Origin of the sequence: Natronobeatus ordinarius, assembly GCF_024362485.1 — an archaeon.
Taxonomy (GTDB): domain Archaea; phylum Halobacteriota; class Halobacteria; order Halobacteriales; family Natrialbaceae; genus Natronobeatus; species Natronobeatus ordinarius.
In genome coordinates, this window is the sequence record NZ_CP101456.1 from 2,231,662 (window position 1) to 2,251,667 (window position 20,006).

General features: G+C 66.7%; 20 protein-coding genes. 7 read left to right on the forward strand and 13 right to left on the reverse strand.

The window, feature by feature from the left end; translation table 11 throughout:
• Nucleotides 1–59 precede the first annotated feature (59 nt).
• Nucleotides 60–1,181, reverse strand: coding sequence for an RNA ligase (locus NMQ09_RS11495; RefSeq protein WP_255190722.1), 1,122 nt, complete (start codon nucleotides 1,179–1,181; stop codon nucleotides 60–62).
• 96 nt (nucleotides 1,182–1,277) lie between these two features.
• Between NMQ09_RS11495 and NMQ09_RS11500 the strand changes: the two genes are divergently transcribed.
• On the forward strand, nucleotides 1,278–1,952 hold the full coding sequence (locus NMQ09_RS11500; protein ID WP_255190723.1) for an RNA ligase partner protein: 675 nt from the start codon (nucleotides 1,278–1,280) through the stop codon (nucleotides 1,950–1,952).
• Between the two features lie 143 nt (nucleotides 1,953–2,095).
• On the opposite strand, the gene NMQ09_RS11505 is transcribed toward NMQ09_RS11500, so the two are convergent.
• On the reverse strand, nucleotides 2,096–2,362 hold the full coding sequence (locus tag NMQ09_RS11505) for an elongation factor 1-beta (protein ID WP_255190724.1): 267 nt from the start codon (nucleotides 2,360–2,362) through the stop codon (nucleotides 2,096–2,098).
• A gap of 2 nt (nucleotides 2,363–2,364) precedes the next feature.
• Nucleotides 2,365–2,544, reverse strand: a complete 180-nt coding sequence (locus NMQ09_RS11510; protein ID WP_255190725.1) for an HVO_2753 family zinc finger protein — start codon at nucleotides 2,542–2,544, stop codon at nucleotides 2,365–2,367.
• 183 nt (nucleotides 2,545–2,727) lie between these two features.
• On the opposite strand from NMQ09_RS11510, the gene NMQ09_RS11515 reads away from it, so the two are divergent.
• On the forward strand, nucleotides 2,728–3,543 hold the full coding sequence (locus NMQ09_RS11515; protein ID WP_255190726.1) for an SDR family NAD(P)-dependent oxidoreductase: 816 nt from the start codon (nucleotides 2,728–2,730) through the stop codon (nucleotides 3,541–3,543).
• A gap of 6 nt (nucleotides 3,544–3,549) precedes the next feature.
• Here NMQ09_RS11515 and NMQ09_RS11520 read toward each other — a convergent pair whose 3' ends face one another.
• Nucleotides 3,550–4,791, reverse strand: a complete 1,242-nt coding sequence (locus NMQ09_RS11520) for a tripartite tricarboxylate transporter permease (RefSeq protein ID WP_255190727.1) — start codon at nucleotides 4,789–4,791, stop codon at nucleotides 3,550–3,552.
• A gap of 196 nt (nucleotides 4,792–4,987) precedes the next feature.
• Nucleotides 4,988–5,575, reverse strand: coding sequence for a GNAT family N-acetyltransferase (locus NMQ09_RS11525; RefSeq protein ID WP_255190728.1), 588 nt, complete (start codon nucleotides 5,573–5,575; stop codon nucleotides 4,988–4,990).
• Between the two features lie 598 nt (nucleotides 5,576–6,173).
• Between NMQ09_RS11525 and tpiA the strand changes: the two genes are divergently transcribed.
• Nucleotides 6,174–6,818, forward strand: coding sequence for a triose-phosphate isomerase (gene tpiA / locus NMQ09_RS11530; RefSeq protein WP_255190729.1), 645 nt, complete (start codon nucleotides 6,174–6,176; stop codon nucleotides 6,816–6,818).
• Between the two features lie 119 nt (nucleotides 6,819–6,937).
• Nucleotides 6,938–7,936, forward strand: coding sequence for a DUF7718 family protein (locus tag NMQ09_RS11535; protein ID WP_255190730.1), 999 nt, complete (start codon nucleotides 6,938–6,940; stop codon nucleotides 7,934–7,936).
• Between the two features lie 150 nt (nucleotides 7,937–8,086).
• Here NMQ09_RS11535 and aroA read toward each other — a convergent pair whose 3' ends face one another.
• The 4 genes from aroA to NMQ09_RS11555 form a co-directional block, all read right to left on the reverse strand.
• Nucleotides 8,087–9,382: a 3-phosphoshikimate 1-carboxyvinyltransferase gene (gene aroA / locus NMQ09_RS11540; protein ID WP_255190731.1), complete on the reverse strand. Its 1,296-nt coding sequence runs from the start codon at nucleotides 9,380–9,382 to the stop codon at nucleotides 8,087–8,089.
• Between the two features lie 74 nt (nucleotides 9,383–9,456).
• Nucleotides 9,457–9,783: a DUF7521 family protein gene (locus tag NMQ09_RS11545; RefSeq protein ID WP_255190732.1), complete on the reverse strand. Its 327-nt coding sequence runs from the start codon at nucleotides 9,781–9,783 to the stop codon at nucleotides 9,457–9,459.
• Nucleotides 9,784–10,128 (reverse strand): ArsR/SmtB family transcription factor, encoded by a 345-nt coding sequence (locus NMQ09_RS11550; protein ID WP_255194585.1) that lies wholly within the window; start codon nucleotides 10,126–10,128, stop codon nucleotides 9,784–9,786. It lies immediately after the preceding gene.
• Nucleotides 10,129–10,288: 160 nt separating this feature from the next.
• Nucleotides 10,289–11,545 (reverse strand): hypothetical protein, encoded by a 1,257-nt coding sequence (locus tag NMQ09_RS11555; RefSeq protein WP_255190733.1) that lies wholly within the window; start codon nucleotides 11,543–11,545, stop codon nucleotides 10,289–10,291.
• Between the two features lie 216 nt (nucleotides 11,546–11,761).
• Here NMQ09_RS11555 and NMQ09_RS11560 point away from each other — a divergent pair, with 216 nt between their 5' ends.
• Nucleotides 11,762–12,961, forward strand: a complete 1,200-nt coding sequence (locus NMQ09_RS11560) for a M24 family metallopeptidase (protein ID WP_255190734.1) — start codon at nucleotides 11,762–11,764, stop codon at nucleotides 12,959–12,961.
• A gap of 89 nt (nucleotides 12,962–13,050) precedes the next feature.
• On the opposite strand, the gene NMQ09_RS11565 is transcribed toward NMQ09_RS11560, so the two are convergent.
• Nucleotides 13,051–15,207, reverse strand: coding sequence for a thioredoxin domain-containing protein (locus NMQ09_RS11565; RefSeq protein ID WP_255190735.1), 2,157 nt, complete (start codon nucleotides 15,205–15,207; stop codon nucleotides 13,051–13,053).
• A gap of 139 nt (nucleotides 15,208–15,346) precedes the next feature.
• Here NMQ09_RS11565 and NMQ09_RS11570 point away from each other — a divergent pair, with 139 nt between their 5' ends.
• The gene (locus NMQ09_RS11570) at nucleotides 15,347–15,922 is read left to right on the forward strand and encodes a carboxymuconolactone decarboxylase family protein (RefSeq protein WP_255190736.1); all 576 of its coding nucleotides are present in this window, start codon (nucleotides 15,347–15,349) and stop codon (nucleotides 15,920–15,922) included.
• A gap of 341 nt (nucleotides 15,923–16,263) precedes the next feature.
• Nucleotides 16,264–16,536, forward strand: a complete 273-nt coding sequence (locus tag NMQ09_RS11575) for a hypothetical protein (RefSeq protein WP_255190737.1) — start codon at nucleotides 16,264–16,266, stop codon at nucleotides 16,534–16,536.
• Nucleotides 16,537–16,700: 164 nt separating this feature from the next.
• On the opposite strand, the gene NMQ09_RS11580 is transcribed toward NMQ09_RS11575, so the two are convergent.
• The 3 genes from NMQ09_RS11580 to NMQ09_RS11590 form a co-directional block, all read right to left on the reverse strand.
• Nucleotides 16,701–17,255: a dihydrofolate reductase gene (locus NMQ09_RS11580; protein WP_255190738.1), complete on the reverse strand. Its 555-nt coding sequence runs from the start codon at nucleotides 17,253–17,255 to the stop codon at nucleotides 16,701–16,703.
• Entirely contained in the window at nucleotides 17,252–18,268 is a 1,017-nt protein-coding gene (thyA, locus tag NMQ09_RS11585) for a thymidylate synthase (protein WP_255190739.1), read from the reverse strand. The genes NMQ09_RS11580 and thyA overlap by 4 nt, the downstream gene beginning before the upstream one ends.
• A gap of 158 nt (nucleotides 18,269–18,426) precedes the next feature.
• On the reverse strand, nucleotides 18,427–19,995 hold the full coding sequence (locus NMQ09_RS11590; RefSeq protein WP_345781297.1) for a (R)-citramalate synthase: 1,569 nt from the start codon (nucleotides 19,993–19,995) through the stop codon (nucleotides 18,427–18,429).
• Between the last annotated feature and the right edge of the window lie 11 nt (nucleotides 19,996–20,006).

The window sequence follows — 20,006 nt, forward strand, 5'->3', positions numbered from 1 at the left end:
TTCCCGGTGATCGCCGTGACGGTGGTGCGATCACCGGTAACCAGTTACAACCGTCAGTATCACTCCTTCACGATGTGGCCCTCGAGGTAGTTGCGCGTCTTGTCGTTCGTCGACTGCACCCGTTTGACGAACGTGACGACGCGATCGTCGCCCTCCCGGCGGTCGTCCTCGACGTCGACCGTCAGCCCCTGACCGCGGAGGTGCTCGAGTAAGGCGTCGACCGTTTCGGGGTGGGCCCGGACGGTGTGTTCCTCGTCGACGCGTCCGCCCTCGTCGATCGTCTGGATGGTGTCACGCATCGACAGCAAGATCGCCTCGCCCAGTTCGTGGGCCCGGGCTTTGGCCTCGTCGTCCCCCTCGTCCCACTCGACCGTCTGGAACGCCTCGCGGATGAGCCGCCGGAACATGAACGGCTGGCCGTAGTCGAACGGCAGTGTGAACGCGTACGCGAGGTCGCCCTGGTTGGCCGCCGAGGTGGTGTACTTCAGCTGCGTCGAGACGTCGGGCGACTTCATGATCACGCCCTCCCGGCCCTCCTCGTCGAGTTCGCGGACGATCCGGCGGACCTCCTCGGCGGCGTCTTCGACATCGTACTCGCCGAGCAGCCGGGTCTGGGGGACGTCGAACGACTCGTACCGTTCCCGACGCTCGTCGACCGGCAGTGACTCACCCGACACCCGATCCCGCCAGTCGAACGCCCGGAACTCGAGGGAGTCGACGCCGGGATAGTCGTGGGCCGTGTAGGGATTCTCCGGACCGATCATCTCGCCACAGACCATCGCCTCGGGGTGGTCCTCGAACAGCGGTTCGAGGTCGACCAGCCGCTCGAGGTAGCGCGTCGTGAACGGACAGATCTGCCCGCTTCGGGAGAACGCGAGGCGCTCGCCCTCGATCTCGGCGACGCGGACGTTGTAGCCGTTTAACTTCTCCTCGACGACGACGACCCGATCATCGAAGTGGTTCGGGACGCCCTCGGCGAGAACGAGCGTCCGGGGCACCTTCGGGAAGCCTCGGACGACGGTGTCGGCGATCAACGCCGTCCCGCGCTCGACGCCCCGCCGGTAGTCGGGAACGTGACGGTACTCGCGTCCCTCGTACTCGCGTCGCTCGAGGTGGTCCTCGAGGTTCTCGAACGCCTCTTCGCCCATCCCGAGCAGCCGGTGGTAGTCCGTGCCCGTCATCAGTGGGTCGTGGCTACAGGTGCTGGCGTAATAGATGCTCGCCGCCAGTCAGACGCGTCGGCCACTTATTTCCCGCTCCGCTTCCAACGTCTCGCTATGTCCGCCCAACCGTTCAGACAGCGGTTCGTACTCGACACCTCGCTGTTCATCACCGAGGAGATCCGCCAGGACGGCGAGTCGCTCGAGGAGGCGAACCTGCGGTTGCTCGAGCTGATCGCCCAGGCACGGCTGCACCTCGGTATCTCCTGTTACATGCCGCCGACGATCCACGACGAACTCACCTCGATGCTCGACGACCGGGACGTCGACGACGAGGTGTACCGCAAACTCAACACCTGGGTGGTTCGCAAACACCCCGACCGATACGAGATCTCGATCCCGGCGAACGTCGTCTACAGCTTCGTCGACGAGATGAGCGAGCGCGTCAACCGCGGCCTGCGCGTCTCCGAGGAGGCCGTTCGACGCGCCGAGACGGCGGCGGACGAGCCACTCGAGGGCCACGAGTACAAGACCGAAGTCGACGCCGTCGTCGCCGACTTGCGTGAGAAGTATCGCACGGCGATGCGCACCGGCGTCCTCGACTCCCGGGAGGACTTCGACCTGCTCATCCTGGCCCGCGAGCTGGACGCCGGCGTCGTCACCGAGGACTGGGGGATCATCGGCTGGACCGAGGACTTCGGCCTGCGCTACATCCGCGGCCGAGAGTTTCCCGACCTGATCGAACAGTACCTCGAGGCCGTCGATCACGGCGCCGGGCGGCAGGGCGACTGAGGAGTGCGTCTGAGCCGCCGCTGGCGCGCAGACGGTCAGTGTGTCGCGTCGGACGCCGTCGAGCAACGCAGCGGTCGACGGCGTCCGGACGGTAAAATTGGGGTGTCGGCTTCGACGCCGGTGCGTCGCAGCGCGCGTCTTCGTTAGATGCGGCCGACGTTCTCGACGGAGACGCTCTCGACCTCGTCGACTGCCGAGAACGTCTCCTCGACGGCCTCGGTTCCACCGGAGCCGTCGGGGACGATGACGGTCGGGTAGAGCGCGACGAGGCCGAAGGCGACCTCCTCACGTTCGACGCCGTTGATCTTCGCGCCCTCGGGGAGGCTCTCACCGAGTTGCTCCTCGAGCGCGTCGAGGTCGACGTCTGGGCTGTTCGGCATGACCTTGATTTTGGCGGCGACTTTTCCCATGGTTACGGACCCGTGAACCCGCAGTCGGGGCACTCGTAAAGGTTGCTCTGTTTGCGGCACTTCGCACAGCGGTAGATCTGTTTCCCGCAGTCGGGACACTTGAACGCGGCAGCGTTCGTTCCCGCGATGTTGATCCCACAAGAGACACAGGAGCGCGTCTCTCGCTGGTCCGTCGTACTCATACCTCCACGTTCCGCCCGGTCGCTTTTAACCGTTGTCTTTCCACACTCCGGCCCGAGCCAATTGTATCGACGCGCATCCTCGAGGTCTCGCGCCTGCCGTTCGAGCCGCTCGAGCGACGCTCTGCACCCCGAAGTGATAGTCATTTGGGAAGACCTACGTCGCTCCGCCGCACACCACCAGCCATGACCGACCGATCCGTAGACTCGAGTCGGCCAGAACGGCTCGGCGTCGCGCTCGTGACCGGCGCCGCCGGCGGCATCGGCCGCGAGTTGAGCCGGCAGTTCGCCCGACACGGCCACGACGTGATCGCCGTCGACCGTGACGAGGCCGGGCTGGCCCGACTCGAGCGCGACCTCGGATCCGAACCCGGAACTGTCGTGGCGACTGTCGCGCTCGATCTGACCGAGCCGGACGCGTCAGCTCGAGTCGCCGGCCGGGTCGACGAGACGGGACGTGCGGTCGACACGCTGGTCAACAACGCCGGCGTCCCCGTCTACGGTCCGTTCGCGGAAACGGACTGGGCGGACGAGCGGGCGATGATCCGGCTCAACGTCGAGGCGCTGACGGCGCTGACCGATCAGTTCCTGGACGACATGTGCGATCGCGGCCGCGGTCGAATCCTCAACGTCGCGTCGATCGCCGGCACCGTGCCGACGCCGACGGCGGCCGTTTACGGCGCGACGAAGGCGTACGTACTCTCGTTCTCGCTGGCGCTGGCTGAGGAACTCGCCGGGGAGAGAGTGACGGTGACGGCGCTCTGTCCGGGCGAGACCGACACGGGCTTCATGCGCCGGGGTGGGATGGAACGCTCCGCGGTCGCGGGCGGCGACCTGCTCGAGGCCGAGACGGTCGCGAAGGCGGGCTACGAGGGGGCGATGGCCGGCAGCCGGATCGTCGTCCCCGGTCGGCGCGATCGGGTCCGCTACCACCTCTCGAAACTCCTCTCCCGGCGGTTCGCCGCGCGGCTCACGCGGCGAGTCTGGTCGGGTTCCCGGTGACCGCCGTCAGAGGCCGATCATCAACGGTCCGATCAAGACGCCCATCAGATGAACCCGTCGAGCGCGGTACCTGACCGGAACCATCCCGATCGCCGCCGCGACGACGAAGACGACGACGCCGACGAGCCCGGTGAACAGATACGAGAGCACGAACAGGAGCCCCAGCACCGTCGCCGAGATGCGCCAGTAGGAGACCCGGCCGACGAACTCGAGGTAGGCGTCGCCGACGACGATCACGAGGACGAATCCGAGGGTGCCGGCGAGCACCACTCCGGCGATCAGCACCGGGAGATGTAGCGGCGCGTTCGCGTTCTCGAAGGCGACCATCACGCCCGTCCGCGGTTGGCCGATGGCTGCGAGCGCGAACAGCGCGAATATCGTGTTCGCCGTGTCGACGCCGCTCGTGGCGACGATGTAGCCCCGGTCGCCGGTTCCGCCCGGAACCAGCAGGAGAACGGCGACGGCTGCGATGGCCGCCGAGATACCCGGGATGTAGCCGACGATGGCGCCGGCGATTGCCCCTGCGAGCGCGGTCGCGCCGACGAGTGCACTCGGCATCCGGATCGCGTCGTCGCCCTGTGGCGGAACGCCACCGCCGCGGATCGCGTCGATCAACACCGGCGCGCCGAACAGCCCCGCGAAGATCGGCGCGAGCATCCCGCCCGCCTCGAGCGGCGCGTCCGGCGAGAGGTCGAGCGTTAACGCCCCCAGCGCAGCGGCGAGGGCGAACGAGACGAGGCCGGCGAGTCGGGCCCGCCAGGTGTATTCCGAGACGACCAGCCCGGCCACCACGAGTGCGAGCACGAGCGGGAGGTTCGACCGGATCGTCGGGTAGGCGGCCGTCACGGCCCACGTGATCGGCACGGCGAGGGGGACGGCGACGAGTACGGCCAGCAGGCTCCCGACCGCCGAGAGCCGGATGGCCTCGTAGCCGCGTCCCTCGAGTACCAGTCTGTGTCCGGGGAGGGCGGTGACGGCCATCTCGGCGTCGGGGACGCCAAGCGCCATGGCAGGGATCGCGTTGACGAAGGTGTGGACGACGCCCGCCGAGAGCATGGCAATGCCGACCAGCAGCGGCGGACCGGGAACGGACGGGGCCACCCCGGCGAGCAACAGCGCGAAGTTGTTCGCGTGTAGGCCGGGGATCAACCCGCTGATCGAGCCGAGGACGGCTCCCGCCAGCGCCCAGGCGACCACCTGCGCCGTCAGCGGGGCGTCCACGACGAACTCGACGGCAGGGACGACCATCGACTGGTCTGGTCGCCTTTCAGTATGTAAACTCGGGGGCGGTGACGTGACTCGAGGCGATGGGCCGGACACTCGCGAGCCGTTCGATCGGTCGTTCTCACCCACGAGCGAGAGTCACTGATCGAGCACGCGGTGGACTATCGACGACGGCGGAACCGACGCTATTCGAGCCGTCGCTGATCGAACACTCGCCACCCTAGCGACCGGTGTCGTACTTGTACGTCGCCGTCTCGGGATCGATGCCGAAGTCTTCGGCGGTCGCGTCGTCTTCCCCGCCGTCGTCGTGGCGTTCGGTCGCCCGCTTGAACGACTCGCGAAGCCGGTCGGGCATCCGGAACCGTCGACGGTCGATTCGGACCGGGACGGCGTCCGGATCGGTCTGCGCTCGCTTTTCGGTGAGCCGCTGCTCGAGCGGTGCCGGGAGCTGGGACTCGTCGAGCCCCCGGAAGCCGAACTGAGCGAGGTAGGCCGCCTCGCTCGTGAGCGCGTACACTTCGTCGAACCCCTCGTCGCCGGCGTACTCGAGCAGTCGCTCGATCACGTGGGCGCCGACGCCCTGGCCGCGCCACTCCTCGAGGACGCCGATGCTCGTCAGCTCGCAGACGTCCTCGCCGTCGTCGACCTTGTGGATCCGGATGCGGCCGAAGCCGGCTTTCGCGCCGGATTCCTCGTCGATGGCGAGGACGTAGTCGCGCGAGCGGAACGCCGTGTCGTCGAGCCCCATCGCCTCGATCTGGTCGAGCAGCCAGACTTCCTCCCTGTTTTTCGCGTCCCGCACGTACATGAGTCGAGGTACGGCCTGCCCGCCCTAAAGTATTTGTGGGGAGCATGGGCCGCGCTTCGGCATACACCCTGTAGTAGTCCGCCAGCGAGGCGAATGTGTGGGACACACCACACTGCTCGAGGGGGACATCCGACGTCGACTGTCGATAAAAAAACATGGGTACAGTGAGCATCTCGATGGAGCGAGATGAACGCTGAAGCGTGGGGAGAAGCAATCCACATCGTCACAGGTGCACAGGTTGATACTGTGACTCCTTGCCGATGATGGCGAGGCGGCAAGGATGGTTGCCCACAGAGGCGTTCCCCACCGGTTTCACGTACGCTGGGGATTATTATGGGGGTGTTGGTAACTGGGATAAACAGTGGTTCAGAATTATCTCGCCTCCACTACCTGGAGAAGAAACTAAATATGGTTTGATTCGACCACCGAGTTAAATGTTGATGGTTTTAGTCAATTCGCCGACGAGCCCTGTGCAGACGGCGGGTGGCGTCGTCGGCCACCTCTATGGACCGTTATGCCGGTTCACTGGTCATCGTTGCATCCGTCGGTCGTTCTGGAACTCGGAAACTATTTCCCACGGGCGAAACCCCTCTCGAGTATGTTCGTCCTCGTCAACCTGAAGACGTATCCGTGCGATCCAGTGGCCGTCGCGGAGGCCGCCCGCGACGTGAACGAGACGACGACCGCCCGCGTCGCCGTGGCGGCCCAGGCGGCCCACATAGCGCGCGTCGCCGAGACTGGCGCAGAGACGTGGGCCCAGCACGTCGACCCGATCGATCACGGCAGCAACACCGGCCACGTGCTCGCGGAGACAGTCGCCGACGCGGGTGCCGTCGGCACGCTGGTCAACCACTCCGAGAACCGGCTCAAACTGGCCGACATAGACGGCTCGGTCCGGGCGGCCGAACGGGCCGGGCTCGAGACCGTCGTCTGTGCGAACAATCCGGCCCAGATCGGCGCGGTCACGGCGCTCGGCCCCGACGCCGTCGCCGTCGAGCCGCCGGCACTCATCGGCACGGGCACGCCCGTGAGCCAGGCCGACCCGGACGTCGTCGAGGACGCCGTTGCGGCCGCCGCGAACGTCGACCCCGACGTCCCGGTGCTCTGTGGCGCCGGCATCAGCACCGGCGACGACGTCACCGCCGCGGCCGACCTCGGTTCGGAAGGCGTACTCCTCGCCAGCGGCGTCGCCAAGGCCGACGACCCGAAAGCCGCGCTCGAGGACCTCGTCGCGCCGCTGTAACTGCAGAGTGGCCTTGCTGTCGGACTCGCTCCCTATTTTCACCATCGGGTGACGACCATTCATAGACGAGACCTATGTAATCATAAAATACATTACGAACACAGAGATAGTGGTTGAAAATGGGCCTGCTCTCCGAGGTCACGGGTAGTGGTGTTATGAACGGCTGGCGGGCGGTAGGCGTCACCGAGACGTCTCCCGGGGACGTGGTTGTGGCCGCCCTCGTGGTCCTGATCGGCGGCTTGCTCGTCGTTGCCAACTCCGACCGTGGCCGCCGGGTGACCGACCGGGCCCGATACAACCCGTCCGAGGTGGTGATCTACGGCGTTGGCGTCAACGTCGGTTTTATCCTCGTCCTGTTGGTTCTCGTCATTTTTGGGCTCGCGGCTCTCGCACTCCCGCTGTTGCTCGTCTACGCCGTGCTCGCGGTGGCTGCAACCGTAGTCGGGTACCTGGCGGTCGGACGGCTGGTCGCCGGGAACTGGTGGCTCGTCGTTGCAGTGGGAGCAGTCGCAGCCGCGATTGCGGTGGTGGTGCCGTATCTCGGTACCGTGACCGGACTCGCCGTCACGAGTGTCGGGTTCGGAATGCTGGTACTGGAGTACAACTCGGCGTACGACCGCGAAGTAGAAACGGAGTTAGCCGGGCCGGCAAACATGAGATCTCACATCGGCGTCAGCACCAAGAATGGCGCAGTCACTCGGTTTCAGATCACTATCACCTACTGGACAGGAGTGGATCACGAGACCGTCGTTCGATACGTACACGACCCGACCGAAAACGGGTCCGACGTCACCGAGGATGGACTCCGGATACGGATTCACGGCGAGGCTGGTAGCATCGACGTCGAAGACGTCACCGAGCCAATCGAACCAGATGACGCCGTTCAACAGGCGTTCGAGCACCTCGAGACGAATCTCGACGAGCTCGTCCGCGAGTTCGAGCACGACCGGGGTATCGAGGCCGATGAGGCAGAGTGGAGCTACGAGATGCCGCTCGAGGCATCCGAGCTCCGATCGGCACGTGAGACACTCGGTGAGCAACGAGAGACGGTTACCGCCTATCTGGCAACGGCCGCTGACAGCCCCCAGGCCGGCTGGTTACTCGAGGGCGGTCGCTAGCGTAACCGTTGAGAGTCGGGTCGGGAGAGCCAGCAGTTTTGCCACTGGATGTGGCTGTTGGTCACGAACTATGGGTTCCTGCGTTCTCGTCAGTTCTGAAGCGCGTATCAGATCCCGCTTCGAACCGACTCGAGCGACCTCGAGCTTCGATCAGTCGTGTCGCTCGAGTTCGGCCCCGAGTTCGTAGAGCACCTCGAAGAAGTTCGGGAAGGAGACGTCGACGTGCTCTGCCCCCTGAATCGTCGTCTCGCCGTCGGCGACCAGTCCAGCGATCGCGAGCGACATGACGATCCGGTGGTCGCCGCGGCCGTCGACGGTCGCGCCCTCGAGGCTCGACTCGTCGCCGTGGATCGTCAGCGCGTCCTGCTCTTCGGTCGTCTCGACGCCCATGTTCCCGAGTTCCTCGGCCATCGCGCTCACCCGGTCGGTCTCCTTGTACCGGACGTGTTCGGCGTTCGTAATCTGCGTGTCGCCGCTGGCGACGGCTCCAAGAGTCGCGATCGTCGGCAGCAGGTCGGGGGTGTCCTCGACCGAGACCTCGATCCCCTCGAGGTCCGAGGCCGCGACCTCGAGCACGCCGTCGGCCTCGTCCCAGTCGATCTCGGCGCCCATGCGCTCGAGAATCTCGACGATCGCAATATCGCCCTGGGCGCTCGGGTAGGCCCCCTTCACGAGCACGGCGTCGTCCCCGGCGACGGCTCCTGCGGCAGCGAGATACGAGATCGACGAGAAGTCACCTGGGACGGCGTACTCGCCGTCGGTCGGCTCGTAGTGCTGGCCGCCGTCGACGGCGAACCCGTCGGCCGTTCGTCGGGCCTCGACGCCGAACTCGTCGAGCACCTCGATCGTGACGTCGACGTACGGCGCGGACTTGAGTTCGGTCTCGAGTTCGAGTTCGATTCCCTCGTCGGTCACCGCACCCGCCATCAGCAGCGCCGAGAGGTACTGCGAGGAGACGTCACCGGGGATCGACACCGTCCCGCCAGAGACGGGGCCGGTGATCACGAGCGGCGCCTGGCCGTTCCCGCGGGTGCTCATCGCTACGCCGTCGAGGTCGGTGATCGCCTCGAGCAGCGGTCCCTGCGGGCGCGAGCGAAGCGAGGCGTCGCCGGTGAGGACGGTCGTCCCGTCGGCGAGCGCGGCCGTCGCCGACACCAGCCGCATCGTCGTTCCGCTGTTGTCGCAGTCGAGTACGTCCGGCGGGACGTCGGGACGACCGCCGAAGCCGTCGACCTCGAGGCGTCCGGTCTCGCGGTCGCGGCTCACGGCGCCGCCGAACAGGTCGACGGCCCGGGCGGTCGCCCGCGTGTCGGCGCTCCAGAGGGCGTCGTGGACCAGCGCGCCGTCGGCGTAGCCCGACGCGAGGATCGCCCGGTGGGTGTAACTCTTCGACGGTGGGGCGCGCGCCTCGCCGCGCACGCTCGAGGGTGTGAGAGTGACGTCCATGGTCGGCCTGTCGTTCGGTCCGCCTATCACGGTACCGGTATCCGCCGGAACGGCGACAGCTGTCCACGAGCAGCTCACGGTGTTCGCCGTGACGGCCGCCGGTGGAGCGCGTAGGCGATCAGGGCGAGCCCAGCGAACTGGGTGACGTGGACGGCGAGCCAGAACCAGTCCTGCTGGGGCAACGAGAGCAGGCGGAGGTTGATCAGGATCGTGCCGACGAATGACGTCGTGTAGGTGACAGCCGTTAGCAACACTAGCCCCAGCGCGAGGTACCACAGCGAGGGCTCCTCGTATCGACGCATCGCGCGAAGAGCCTGAATCCCGATGTAGAGACCGAGCACCGTCGCGCCGAGCGCGAACGCGCCGACGGCGAGTTCCATCGTTCGAACGTCCTCGAGCATTCAGAGCTCACCCCAGAGCCGGTAGAGCCGGTCGACCACGTCCTCGTCGCGCCGGGTCAGTTCGTACGTGAACCCGTCGTCGTCGAGGCGGAGGTGGACCTCAGCCAGGGTAGCCGCGTAGATCGTATCGTGGTTACCGTCCTCGCGAATCCGGGTCTGTTCGTGGACGACGTCCGCCGCCTCGAGGCGCTCGAGCCGCCGGTAGATCGTCGAGAGCGACGCGTCGCAGTGGTCGGCGAGCTGGGTCGCTGTCATGGGTTCTTCACACGTCGCTTCGAGGATCGATCGGGCGTACTCGTCGTCGAGCAGGGCGACGACGGTCTCGAGCGACGGCTCCGTGGTCACGTCTTCGGGATCGGTCATCCGATAGTTAACCCCACCGGACTGTCTTCCGAGTCGATACCACTTGCGCCCCTCGAGCATCGAGCGGACCAGCATCGGTCGGTCGTCTTTGACGTGCCCCCGTGGCGCCGGCGGTTCGGTCGTCCATCGTTGGCGCACGGTCTCACTCGAGGTGCTGGTACTCGAGGACGAGCACCTGGGACTCGTTCGGTTCGTACACGACCTGGAGGGACGTGGCGTCGGATCGGTCGCCGACGTCGACCGTCAGTTCGTCGCCCGGCTCGACCGTGTCGAACCGGTCGTCGAACTGGGGTTCGACTGGGACGTCGGTTCCGGGATAGACGAGCCGGAGGTCGGCCGCGTCGACCGCGTCGCCGGCCAGGTGTGCGATACGAACCGCGTCGCCGCCGTCTTCGACCGTCGTCTCCCACGTGATCTGGGGCGGGGCCGGTCGCTCCTGGTCGCCGGCCCACTCGAGCGCCTCCTCGCGCGTCCATTTGACGGCGACGTCGACGGCCGACCCGTCGACGGTGACGTCGGCGGTGTGTGCCCTGGCCCACTCGTTGCGGTCCTCGAGATGGGTTTTCAGGCGTCGCTCGGAGAACGTCGCCGCCGTCCCGAGTCGAACGTGGATCACCTCGTAGGCGTACTCGGCGTCGGACGTGGAACAGACCACGCTCCATCGCGGATCGTGCCCCTCGAACAGTTCGATTCCGAGCGGTTCGCCCGCGCCGTCGGTGGCGCGCCAGAACGACATCGCCGGCATCGCCCCCAGGTTCCGGCTGATCGTGTCGAACGCGTCGTCGACCTCGTGCAGTCGCTCGCGTCGTCCAGCCCCCGCGTCGACGACCGCCTCGACGACTGCGGGGGCGCGTTCGACCCCGCTGTAGACCATCGTGCCGTCGCGAACGGCGACGGCACGGTCGGTTCCCGGGCGCTCGAACAGGTCGTACCCCTCGTACTCGCCGGCCGCCTCGTAGCCGCTATCGAGAACCGTTTCCCGGACCGACGTCGCGTCGAACGAGCCACGGCCGACGACGGCGTCCCCGAGATTGATCAGGTCGTCGTAGTTCCGGTAGCCGACCCCGAGGTAATCGAGGTACGAGGCGAACACGCCGGTAATAAGGTCGTGGGTGCCGGTGACGAACGCGTCGTCGCCGTAGACCTCTCGCGGGGCGAGGTAGTCGACGCGGGGAACGTCTCCGTCGGTCCGAGAGAAGCTAGCGGGCGTCCACTCGCGATAGGTCGGCTCGTCGGACTCGGGCACGTCGACGTCGGCGTACCGGACCTGCTGGCCCAGCATCGGCATCGACGAGAGACAGCCGGCAGTCGAGCTGGCGACCAGCCCGGCACCGAGCATACCGGCGAACCGACGCCGGCCGATCCGGGATCGTCTTCGTTCGGAATCGTCTGATTGCATCTGCTTCGAGCCTCGTACCAGGGACCCATATAACGGGCCAGGGACTGCGCGGCCGGGCAAGTTCCCGAAACGTATTTGTATTCCTGACTGTCGTCCAGTGTGACTGCAGCGCAAGTACACACTCGAGGACTGGGTCGTGAAACTGCCGTTCGGGTGTGTCTCGTCTAACGTTCCGTAATCCGCGCAATTATGCGTCCCGCTCACAGACGTCCTGCCATGCACGTCGACCTCTCACCGTTGCACCGCTATCTCGAGCGCGAATCCATCGACGGCTACCTCATCGACGACGACTCCACCGATCCCGACCAGCGGTACGTCTCGGGGTTCGACGCCCCCGACGCGTACGTGACGCTGGTGACCGACGACGGCGTACACGTCCTCGTCTCGGGCCTCGAGTACGGCCGCGCCGTGAAGGAAGCCGACGTGGACACCGTCACTCGGCTCTCGGAGTACGACTACCGATCGCTGCTGGAGGGGTACGGCACCTACGAAGGACGCGTTCGCGTCGTCGCGGCGTTCCTCGCGGACCACGGCGTCGAGTCGGTCGCCGTGCCGAAAGGATTCCCGACGGGGACGGCGGACGGGCTCCGCGAACAGGAGCTCTCGGTGGTCGTCGAACCCGAGGGGATCGTCGAGGAGATTCGCGCACGAAAAACCGACGAGGAGATCGAGCACGTGCGCGAGGCTCAGCGGGCGAACGAGGCCGCGATGGCCGTCGTCGAGGGGCTGATCGCCGGTGCCGAGATCGAAGACGGCGTCCTCGTCCACGAGGGCGAGCCGCTCACGAGCGAGCGCGTCAAGACGGCACTCGAGATCGAACTTCTGCACTACAACTGCGGGCTCGACGACGCCATCGTCGCCTGCGGGGCCGACGGCGCGGACCCCCACGACCGCGGGAGCGGGCCGCTCCGTGCGAACGAACTGATCGTGGTCGACATCTTCCCACGGGACAAGGAGACGAAGTACTTCGGCGACGTGACCCGGACGTTCCTCCGCGGGGAGCCGACCGACGAGATGCGCCGACGCTACGAGGTGACGCGAGAGGCCTACGAGGCCGCCCTCGAGGCCGTCGAGCCGGGCGTCACGGGCGCCGAGGTCCACGACGCAGCCTGTGACGTCATCGAAGCCGCCGGTTTCGACACTCTCCGGAGCGACCCCGGTGCAGAGACGGGCTTCATCCACAGCACGGGCCACGGCGTCGGGCTGGCGCTCCACGAGGCGCCGAGCGTCTCGCCGGCCGGCGGCGAACTCGAGCCGGGTCACGTGATCACGATCGAACCCGGCCTCTACGACCCCGACGTCGGCGGCGTCCGCATCGAGGACCTCGTGGTCGTCACCGAGGATGGCTACGAGAACCTCACCGAGTATCCGGTGTCGCTCGAGCCCGCCAGCCGGTCGGACCGACTCGAGCGCTGACCGCGACGGCGCCATAATGACGGTTGTAACTGTGTACCGGTGATCGCCGTCCCGGTGGGGCGATCACCGGGAAGAGACTACAACCATCGTTATCTGGAGTACAGCACGTCGCCGTCGCCGCCCCCACCGAACTCCTCGAGCCACTCGAGCGCCTCACCCACGTCGTGCGTCGGCGGCGAACACGTCCGATCCCGACAGACGTAGAGCGTCGGCTCGCCCTCGCGCGTCTCGCGGCCGGCCCAGATCGGCGGCGCTTCCGTGAGCTCGAGGCGCTCGAGCCACGCCTCGAGTCCCTCCTCCGTCGGCGGCCGGCGGGCGAACAGCAGGTCGGGTCGATAGGAGGTCACGAACCGTTCGCGCCACTCGTCGGGCACTTCCTCGGCGGCGACCGTCACCTCGAGCGCGCCTGACTCGAGGCGGTCGGCGGCGAGACAGAGGCTGACGTGCTGGAGCGGATTCGAGGTGAGACGGTTGGCGTGGGTCTCGAGGACCGCCTCGGCGATCCCCGCGAGGTCGTCGTCGGCGAACTCCTCGAGGGCGAGCAGTGTCTCGACGGCCACGCCGGCCGAGGAGGGCGTCGAGCTATCGTCGAGCTCCTGGGGCCGGGTGACCAGCGACTCGCCGCTCTCGGGCGTGAAGTAGAGCGTCTTTTGCACCTCGTCCCAGAACTCCTCCTCGATCGTCCGTGCTAACTCGAGCGCGAACGCGAGGTGGTCGACCGCACCGGTGGCCTGGTAGCAGTCGAGCGCCCCACGAGCGAGGAAGGCGTAGTCCTCGAGGTAGCCGTCCACGGCCACGTCCCCATCCTTGTAGCGGCGAGCCAGCCGCCCCGCCTCGTCGTCCCAGAGACGATCGCGAACGAACGTGAGGGCGTCGACGGCCGACTCGGCGTAGGTCTCTTCTCCGAGGACGATCGCGGCCTCGGCGAACGCCGAGATCATGAGCCCGTTCCAGCCCGCGAGCACCTTCTCGTCGCGGTTCGGTCGCGGGCGCTCCTCGCGCGCCTCGAAGATCGTCTCGCGGGCGGCCTCGAGTCGCCGTTCGACCTCGCTCGCCTCGAGATCGTACTCCGCGGCCAGTTCCTCGATCGACGCATCGAGGTTCAACACGCTCGTCCCCTCGAAGTTGCCCGACTCGGTGACCTGGTAGCGGGCACAGAAGAGCTCGGCGTCGGTCTCGTCCTCGAGGATTTCGTGGACCTCCTCGGGCGACCAGACGTAGAACGCGCCCTCCTCGCGCTCGCCGGTCTCGGGCTCCTCGCTCTGGGCATCCAACGTGGAGAAAAAGCCGCCCTCGGGGTGCGTTAGCTCCCGATCGACGAACTCGAGCGTCTCGTGGACGACCGCGGCGTACCGATCGTCGTCGGTCAGCTGGTAGCCAGCGAGGTACGCCCGCGGGAGTTCGGCGTTGTCGTAGCCCATCTTCTCGAAGTGGGGCACCGTCCAGTCGCGGTCGACGCAGTAGCGGTGGAAGCCGCCGCCGACGTGGTCGTAGAGTCCGCCCGCGGCCATCGCGTCGAGCGTCTCGAGGGCGACGTCGCGGTACTCGTCTCGGCCCGTCCGGTCGTGGGCACGAAGGAGGGCGTGGATCCGCCCGGGCTGGGGGAACTTCGGGCCGTCGCTCCCGAAGCCGCCGTACTCGCGATCGGCGCTCCGGACCGCCGCGTCCGCGGCCGACTCGAGCACGTCGCTCGTCGGTGCCGACGCCCGGATCGAGTCGGGTGTCTCCTCGAGTCGCCCCTTCGCGGCGTCGGTCCACTGCTGTGCGCGGGACTCGACCTCCTCCCGATCGTCCTCCCACGACTCCCGGAGTCGCTCGAGGACGTCCAGAAAGCCGGGCATCCCCCGCCGAGAGTGCTTGGGGAAGTAGGTGCCGACGTAGAACGGTTTGCCGTCCGGCGTGAGCCACGCCGAGAGCGGCCAGCCGCCCCTGCCGGTGACGAGCTGGCAGACGGTCATGTAGATACTGTCGACGTCGGGGCGCTCCTCGCGGTCGACCTTGATCGGCACGAAGTGTTCGTTCAGCACCGCGGCGACCTCCTCGTCGGCGAAGCTCTCTTCTTCCATGACGTGACACCAGTGACACGCCGAGTAGCCGATCGAGAGGAAGATGGGCACGTCGCGCTCGTGGGCCGCCTCGAGCGCCGCCTCGTCCCACGGCTGCCAGTTGACGGGGTTGTCCGCGTGCTGGCGCAGGTACGGGCTCTCCTCTGCGTCGAGCCGGTTGCGCTGGGTTGGGTCGTCCATGGGGACCCTAGGGCCACAGATGATAAAAGCACGGCGCACCTTACTACTAGAACAAACACATATTGTGGACGTTCCGAACGGTTCCCTTCGGACGTGCCGCAATCTAGGGATATACGTCACCTCGTCGTGACGGGATGCTATGGTTCGCGTTCCATACGTCGACCCGGACGATTTGCCCGCGGAGAAACGAGCCCTGCTCGACACGCTTTCCGAGACGGAGGAAGCGGAGCGAGCCCACGAGCTGGAAGGGGGGACCCTGAACGTCTATCGGCTGCTCGGGAACAACGTGGCCGTTCTCGAGGCGTTCCGTTCGTACGGCTCGACGGTCTGGCAGGAGAGTGGCCTGACCCCACACGAACGCGAGACCGTTATTCTGGCGACCTCCTGCCACGCCGACGCACCCTACGAGTGGCACCAGCACGTCCGCGTCGCACTCGACGAGGGCATGACCCGCGAGCAGATCCGGGCGATCTCGAGCGGCGATCACGAGGCACTCGAGCCGGAGCTCGCCGCTGCCGTCGACTACGTGGACGCCTTCGTCGAGGGCGACGTCGACGACGACGTTCACGACCGGCTGGCCGACCACTTCGACGACGACGTGATCGTGGGGATCGGCGCGCTCGCCGGCCTCTACCTCGGCCTCGCCAGGGCACTCGACGCGTTCGCAGTCGACACCGAAGTCGAGTTCGTCGGCTGGGACCTCGAGAACCTATAGCAGTCAACCCTGGCGCCCACGAACGGCCATCGGTGTGCCCGATCGTGGGACAGCCGATCGTCGTGTGCGGGACGATTCTCGGCCAGTCTTCGTGACCACTGACACGTACGTGTGAGACGCCTGGCGATACGCCCGAGCGAGCGCCCGGGACGCGAAAATCAAAGATCGCTGATTTATCCGAGACACATTACCATGCCACCAATTACTCCACGAATATCCTACTCTCGACCCCTCTCAATCAATGTCTATTGATAACACTCGCCAGAAAGTATTTGGAATATGAAAGCTTTTAACCGTGCAGATACAACTGACTATCAGCGCAACCACTTAGCATCAAACCAATGATTAAACAGCCATCACCACAGTCCGTCGAACCGCCAGTAGATATCTCCCTCCGCGCCTTCCTGGCGCTGTTTTTCGTCTTCTACGCACCGCTGGTCGCCGTTTCGTATCCGACGCTGTCGGCCGCCGCGCTCGCCGGGAGCGTCGTCGTCATCGTCACCTACCGATCCATCGATCGACACCTCAGCCAGCAGCAGGGGACACACCGAACGATCGACGTCCCGGGACTCGGAACCATCGAATACCGCTTTACGCGGTCGAAAGCGAACTGAGGGAACGTTACCGTTTTTCCGTGGTCTGTCGAGCGACTCCATGACGTTCACCGCAACAGGCATCCGCGACGACGAATTCGCCGTGGTGTGCCAGCGAGTTTGCGTGAGGAGACGGCTGTGACGAACCGCTTTCCGAACCGACGGCGTCGACTCGAGCGACGCCCTCACCTGCGGCGGACGAACTCGAGAAAGGCAAAGCCGTCGCGCTCGTCTCGCGAGACTTCGGTCCACTCCTCGCGGTCCCACTCGGGGAAGGACGTGTCCCCGTCGGGTTCGTCGTAAATTTCTGTCAGCACCAGCCGATCGACGGCGGGGAGATACTGCTCGTAGATCGTCGCCCCGCCCGCGACGAAGATGCGGTCGACCCCGTCGTGGCGCTCGTCTGCGGCGGCGGCGGCCGCCTCGAGTGACTCCTCAAGCCCGTTCGCGACGACGACGTTCTCGTAGTCGGTCGATTCCTCCTCGAGTCCGCGACTCGTCAGTACGACCGTCGTTCGGCCGGGGAGGGGTTCGCCGAGGGCCTCGAGGATTCCCTCGTAGGTGATCCGTCCCATGATGACGGGGTGGTTCACCGTCGTCTCTCTGAAGTGCGCGAGGTCCTCGGGGACGTCCCACGGCATGTCGCCGTCGGCGCCGATGATACCGTTTTCGGCGACGGCGACGATGGCGACCAGTTCGTGACCGGACTCGGCGGCGGGCGTGTCCGTATCCTCACTCATTCTGCCACTCCGAACCTGATTCCGTCGTGGGATTCGTACTCGCGCAGCTCGACGTCCTCGGCGGTCAGCTCGTCGATCGAGACGTCCGCGACCTCGAGGACCGGACGCTCGAGGGGCGCTCGCGACAACTGCTCGAGCAGGCCGGGGACGTGGTCGAGGCGCTCGTCGCCCTCGGCTTCGGGCGGCGCCTCGGCCTCGAGCCACGATTTGACCTCGAGGTACGCCTCTCGCTCGTCGACCCCGGCGAGCCGGGACTGGAGGGCCTCGAGGTTGTCGGCGTACCACTCGCCGCGCTCGCCACGGCCGCAGTAGACGTGGGCGTCGACGAGCGTGTGAGCGAACGTACCGGGTTCGAAGCCGGTCTGCTGGGCGACGACGTTCGTCAGGAGGGCGTAGGCGGCGATGTTGAACGGCACGCCGAGTGCGGTGTCGGCTGACCGCTGGGTGAGGTGGCAGTTGAGCCGATTCCCCTGGACGTTGAAGACGAACGTGTAGTGACACGGCGGCAGCGTCGAGATGGCCGCGTTGGCGGGGTGCCAGGCGTTGACGACCAGCCGACGGGAGTTCGGGCTGTCAGAGAGCGTGTCGATCACGTACTGCAACTGGTCGAACGTCAGCCGGCCGTCGGCCTCCTCGGTCACCCACCGGTGGGCCTCGTCGGGCCAGGACTCGCCCTCGAGGCGGGCGTCCGCTTCGGGGATCGGGTACCGTCGCCAGAATCGCCCGTAGGCGGTGTCGAGGTGGCCCGCCTCGTCCGCCCAGGCGTCCCAGATTTTCGTCTCTTCGCGCAGCTCCCGGATGTGCTCCTGTCCGGAGAGGTACCAGCAGACCTCATGAAGCATCGAGTTCCAGCGGTAGCCGTCCATCTTTTTGGTCGTCAGGAGGGGATACCCCGCTGCCAGGTCGATCGCGTAGTGCTGGCTGAACGACGAGATGGTGTCGACGCCGGTCCGGTTCGGCTTGTAGGTGCCCGCAGAGAGCACCGCGTCGACGAGCTCGAGATACTCGCGCATGAGACGGGCTTTCGTCGGAGAATACAAATAAACCCGTATTCACGACCGGTTTTGAACTCGAGGCGCGATTCCACTCTCGTTCACACCGTCGGCTCACGGCTCGGTTGGGTCAGTCACGAAACCGACGGTCACCCGTCGGTCGGGGCCGACGGGCCCGGCTAATCGTCCGCCGGCGCGAGCACGTCCTGGTCGTCCTCGAGCAGCCGATCGAGCGCGTCGACCATCGCCGTCACGCTCGCGCGCGTGATGTCGGCTTCGCTCCTGGCGACGGTGACCGAGCGGTCGTCGCGGCTCATCGTCACCTCGACGGTGACGACGGCGTCGGTGCCGCCGGTGATCGCGTCGACCTGGTAGGCCTCGAGCTGGGCGTCGGCGGCCGTCCCAAGCGCCTTCCGGACGGCGGAGACGGCAGCGTCGACGGGACCAGAACCCGTGCCGGAGGCGACGTGTTCCTCGCCCGCGACGTCGAGTCGGACGCTCGCGGTCGGGACGTCGCTCCCGCTGATGGCGGTGAGCCCCAGCAGTTCGACGGTGCGCTCGCGGTCGTCGCCAGTGACGTCCTCGGCGACGGCCAGCAGGTCGGCGTCGGTGACCCGGCGGCCACGGTCGCCGAGTTCGGTCACCCGACTCGCGATCTCGGCGAGCTCGTCGTCGCTCGCCTCGACGCCGTGTTCCTCGAGCACGGCCTTCACGCCCGCCCGTCCGGTGTGTTTGCCGAGGGCGAGCCGACGCTCCCGACCGACCGTCTCCGGCGGGTAGGGCTCGTACATCTTCTCGTCTTTGAGCGTGCCGTCGGTGTGGATGCCGCTCTCGTGGGTGAAGGCGTTCTCGCCGATCACCGCCTTGTTTGGCGGGAGCGCCACGCCCGTCGCCCGGGAGACGACCTGCGCGAGTTCGTACAGCTCCGCGAGCTCGAGCGTCTCGACGTCGTAGACGTGTGCGAGAGCGATCGCCACCTCCTCTAAGGCGACGTTGCCAGCGCGCTCCCCGAGCCCGTTGACGGTGCAGTGGACGAGGTCCGCACCCGCGGAGATACCCGCGAGGGCGTTCGTCACGCCGAGCCCGAGGTCGTCGTGGGTGTGAACGCTCGTCGGACCGAGCGCGGAGAGGCGGGAAACGGCCTCGTACGTTCGTTCGGGGCCCGTGTGACCGACCGTGTCGGCGAAACAGACCCGGTCTGCACCCGCGTCGAGGGCGGTGCCCAGCAGCTCCTCGAGGTAGTCGAGGTCCGCACGCGAACCGTCCTCGCCGATGACCTCGACCCAGAGGCCGTGGGAGTTCGCGTACTCGACGAGCTCGGCCGTCGTCTCGAGGTTGCCCTCGTGAGTCGTTCCGACCTTGCCCTCGACGTGGCGGTCACTCGAGGGCACCACGACGTGGACGCCATCGACGTCGCAGTCGAGCGCGAGGTCGACGTCGACCTGGAGTCCGCGACAGAAGCTCGTCACGAGCGCGTCGAGGTCGAGGTCGGTCACGCGGGAGATGCCCTGTCGTTCGCCCGCGCCGGTGCAGGCGCTGCCCGCCTCGATGACGGCCACGCCGGTTCGCTCGAGCGCGCGGGCGATCTCGACTTTTTCGTCGGGGGAAAGGGAGATGCCTGGCGCTTGCTCACCGTCGCGAAGCGTCGTGTCGAGCAATTCAACGGTCCGATCGTCGGCTACCTGGAGTCCATCGCGGCCGACTGTGAAGGGCTGAGAATCAGTTTCGGGGTCGAATTTCCCGGCCAGCCGCCTTGCGG

What these genes read in the sequence shown, in the direction of transcription:
- NMQ09_RS11535 (WP_255190730.1), top strand. Translation starts at nt 6,938, where the DNA reads ATGGGCCTGCTCTCCGAGGTCACGGGTAGTGGTGTTATGAACGGCTGG.
- NMQ09_RS11565 (WP_255190735.1), bottom strand. Translation starts at nt 15,207, where the DNA reads ATGGACGACCCAACCCAGCGCAACCGGCTCGACGCAGAGGAGAGCCCG.
- NMQ09_RS11495 (WP_255190722.1), bottom strand. Translation starts at nt 1,181, where the DNA reads ATGACGGGCACGGACTACCACCGGCTGCTCGGGATGGGCGAAGAGGCG.
- NMQ09_RS11505 (WP_255190724.1), bottom strand. Translation starts at nt 2,362, where the DNA reads ATGGGAAAAGTCGCCGCCAAAATCAAGGTCATGCCGAACAGCCCAGAC.
- NMQ09_RS11560 (WP_255190734.1), top strand. Translation starts at nt 11,762, where the DNA reads ATGCACGTCGACCTCTCACCGTTGCACCGCTATCTCGAGCGCGAATCC.
- NMQ09_RS11570 (WP_255190736.1), top strand. Translation starts at nt 15,347, where the DNA reads ATGGTTCGCGTTCCATACGTCGACCCGGACGATTTGCCCGCGGAGAAA.
- NMQ09_RS11525 (WP_255190728.1), bottom strand. Translation starts at nt 5,575, where the DNA reads ATGTACGTGCGGGACGCGAAAAACAGGGAGGAAGTCTGGCTGCTCGAC.
- NMQ09_RS11555 (WP_255190733.1), bottom strand. Translation starts at nt 11,545, where the DNA reads ATGCAATCAGACGATTCCGAACGAAGACGATCCCGGATCGGCCGGCGT.
- NMQ09_RS11545 (WP_255190732.1), bottom strand. Translation starts at nt 9,783, where the DNA reads ATGCTCGAGGACGTTCGAACGATGGAACTCGCCGTCGGCGCGTTCGCG.
- tpiA (WP_255190729.1), top strand. Translation starts at nt 6,174, where the DNA reads ATGTTCGTCCTCGTCAACCTGAAGACGTATCCGTGCGATCCAGTGGCC.
- NMQ09_RS11575 (WP_255190737.1), top strand. Translation starts at nt 16,264, where the DNA reads ATGATTAAACAGCCATCACCACAGTCCGTCGAACCGCCAGTAGATATC.
- NMQ09_RS11500 (WP_255190723.1), top strand. Translation starts at nt 1,278, where the DNA reads ATGTCCGCCCAACCGTTCAGACAGCGGTTCGTACTCGACACCTCGCTG.
- NMQ09_RS11580 (WP_255190738.1), bottom strand. Translation starts at nt 17,255, where the DNA reads ATGAGTGAGGATACGGACACGCCCGCCGCCGAGTCCGGTCACGAACTG.
- thyA (WP_255190739.1), bottom strand. Translation starts at nt 18,268, where the DNA reads ATGCGCGAGTATCTCGAGCTCGTCGACGCGGTGCTCTCTGCGGGCACC.
- NMQ09_RS11510 (WP_255190725.1), bottom strand. Translation starts at nt 2,544, where the DNA reads ATGAGTACGACGGACCAGCGAGAGACGCGCTCCTGTGTCTCTTGTGGG.
- NMQ09_RS11520 (WP_255190727.1), bottom strand. Translation starts at nt 4,791, where the DNA reads ATGGTCGTCCCTGCCGTCGAGTTCGTCGTGGACGCCCCGCTGACGGCG.
- aroA (WP_255190731.1), bottom strand. Translation starts at nt 9,382, where the DNA reads ATGGACGTCACTCTCACACCCTCGAGCGTGCGCGGCGAGGCGCGCGCC.
- NMQ09_RS11515 (WP_255190726.1), top strand. Translation starts at nt 2,728, where the DNA reads ATGACCGACCGATCCGTAGACTCGAGTCGGCCAGAACGGCTCGGCGTC.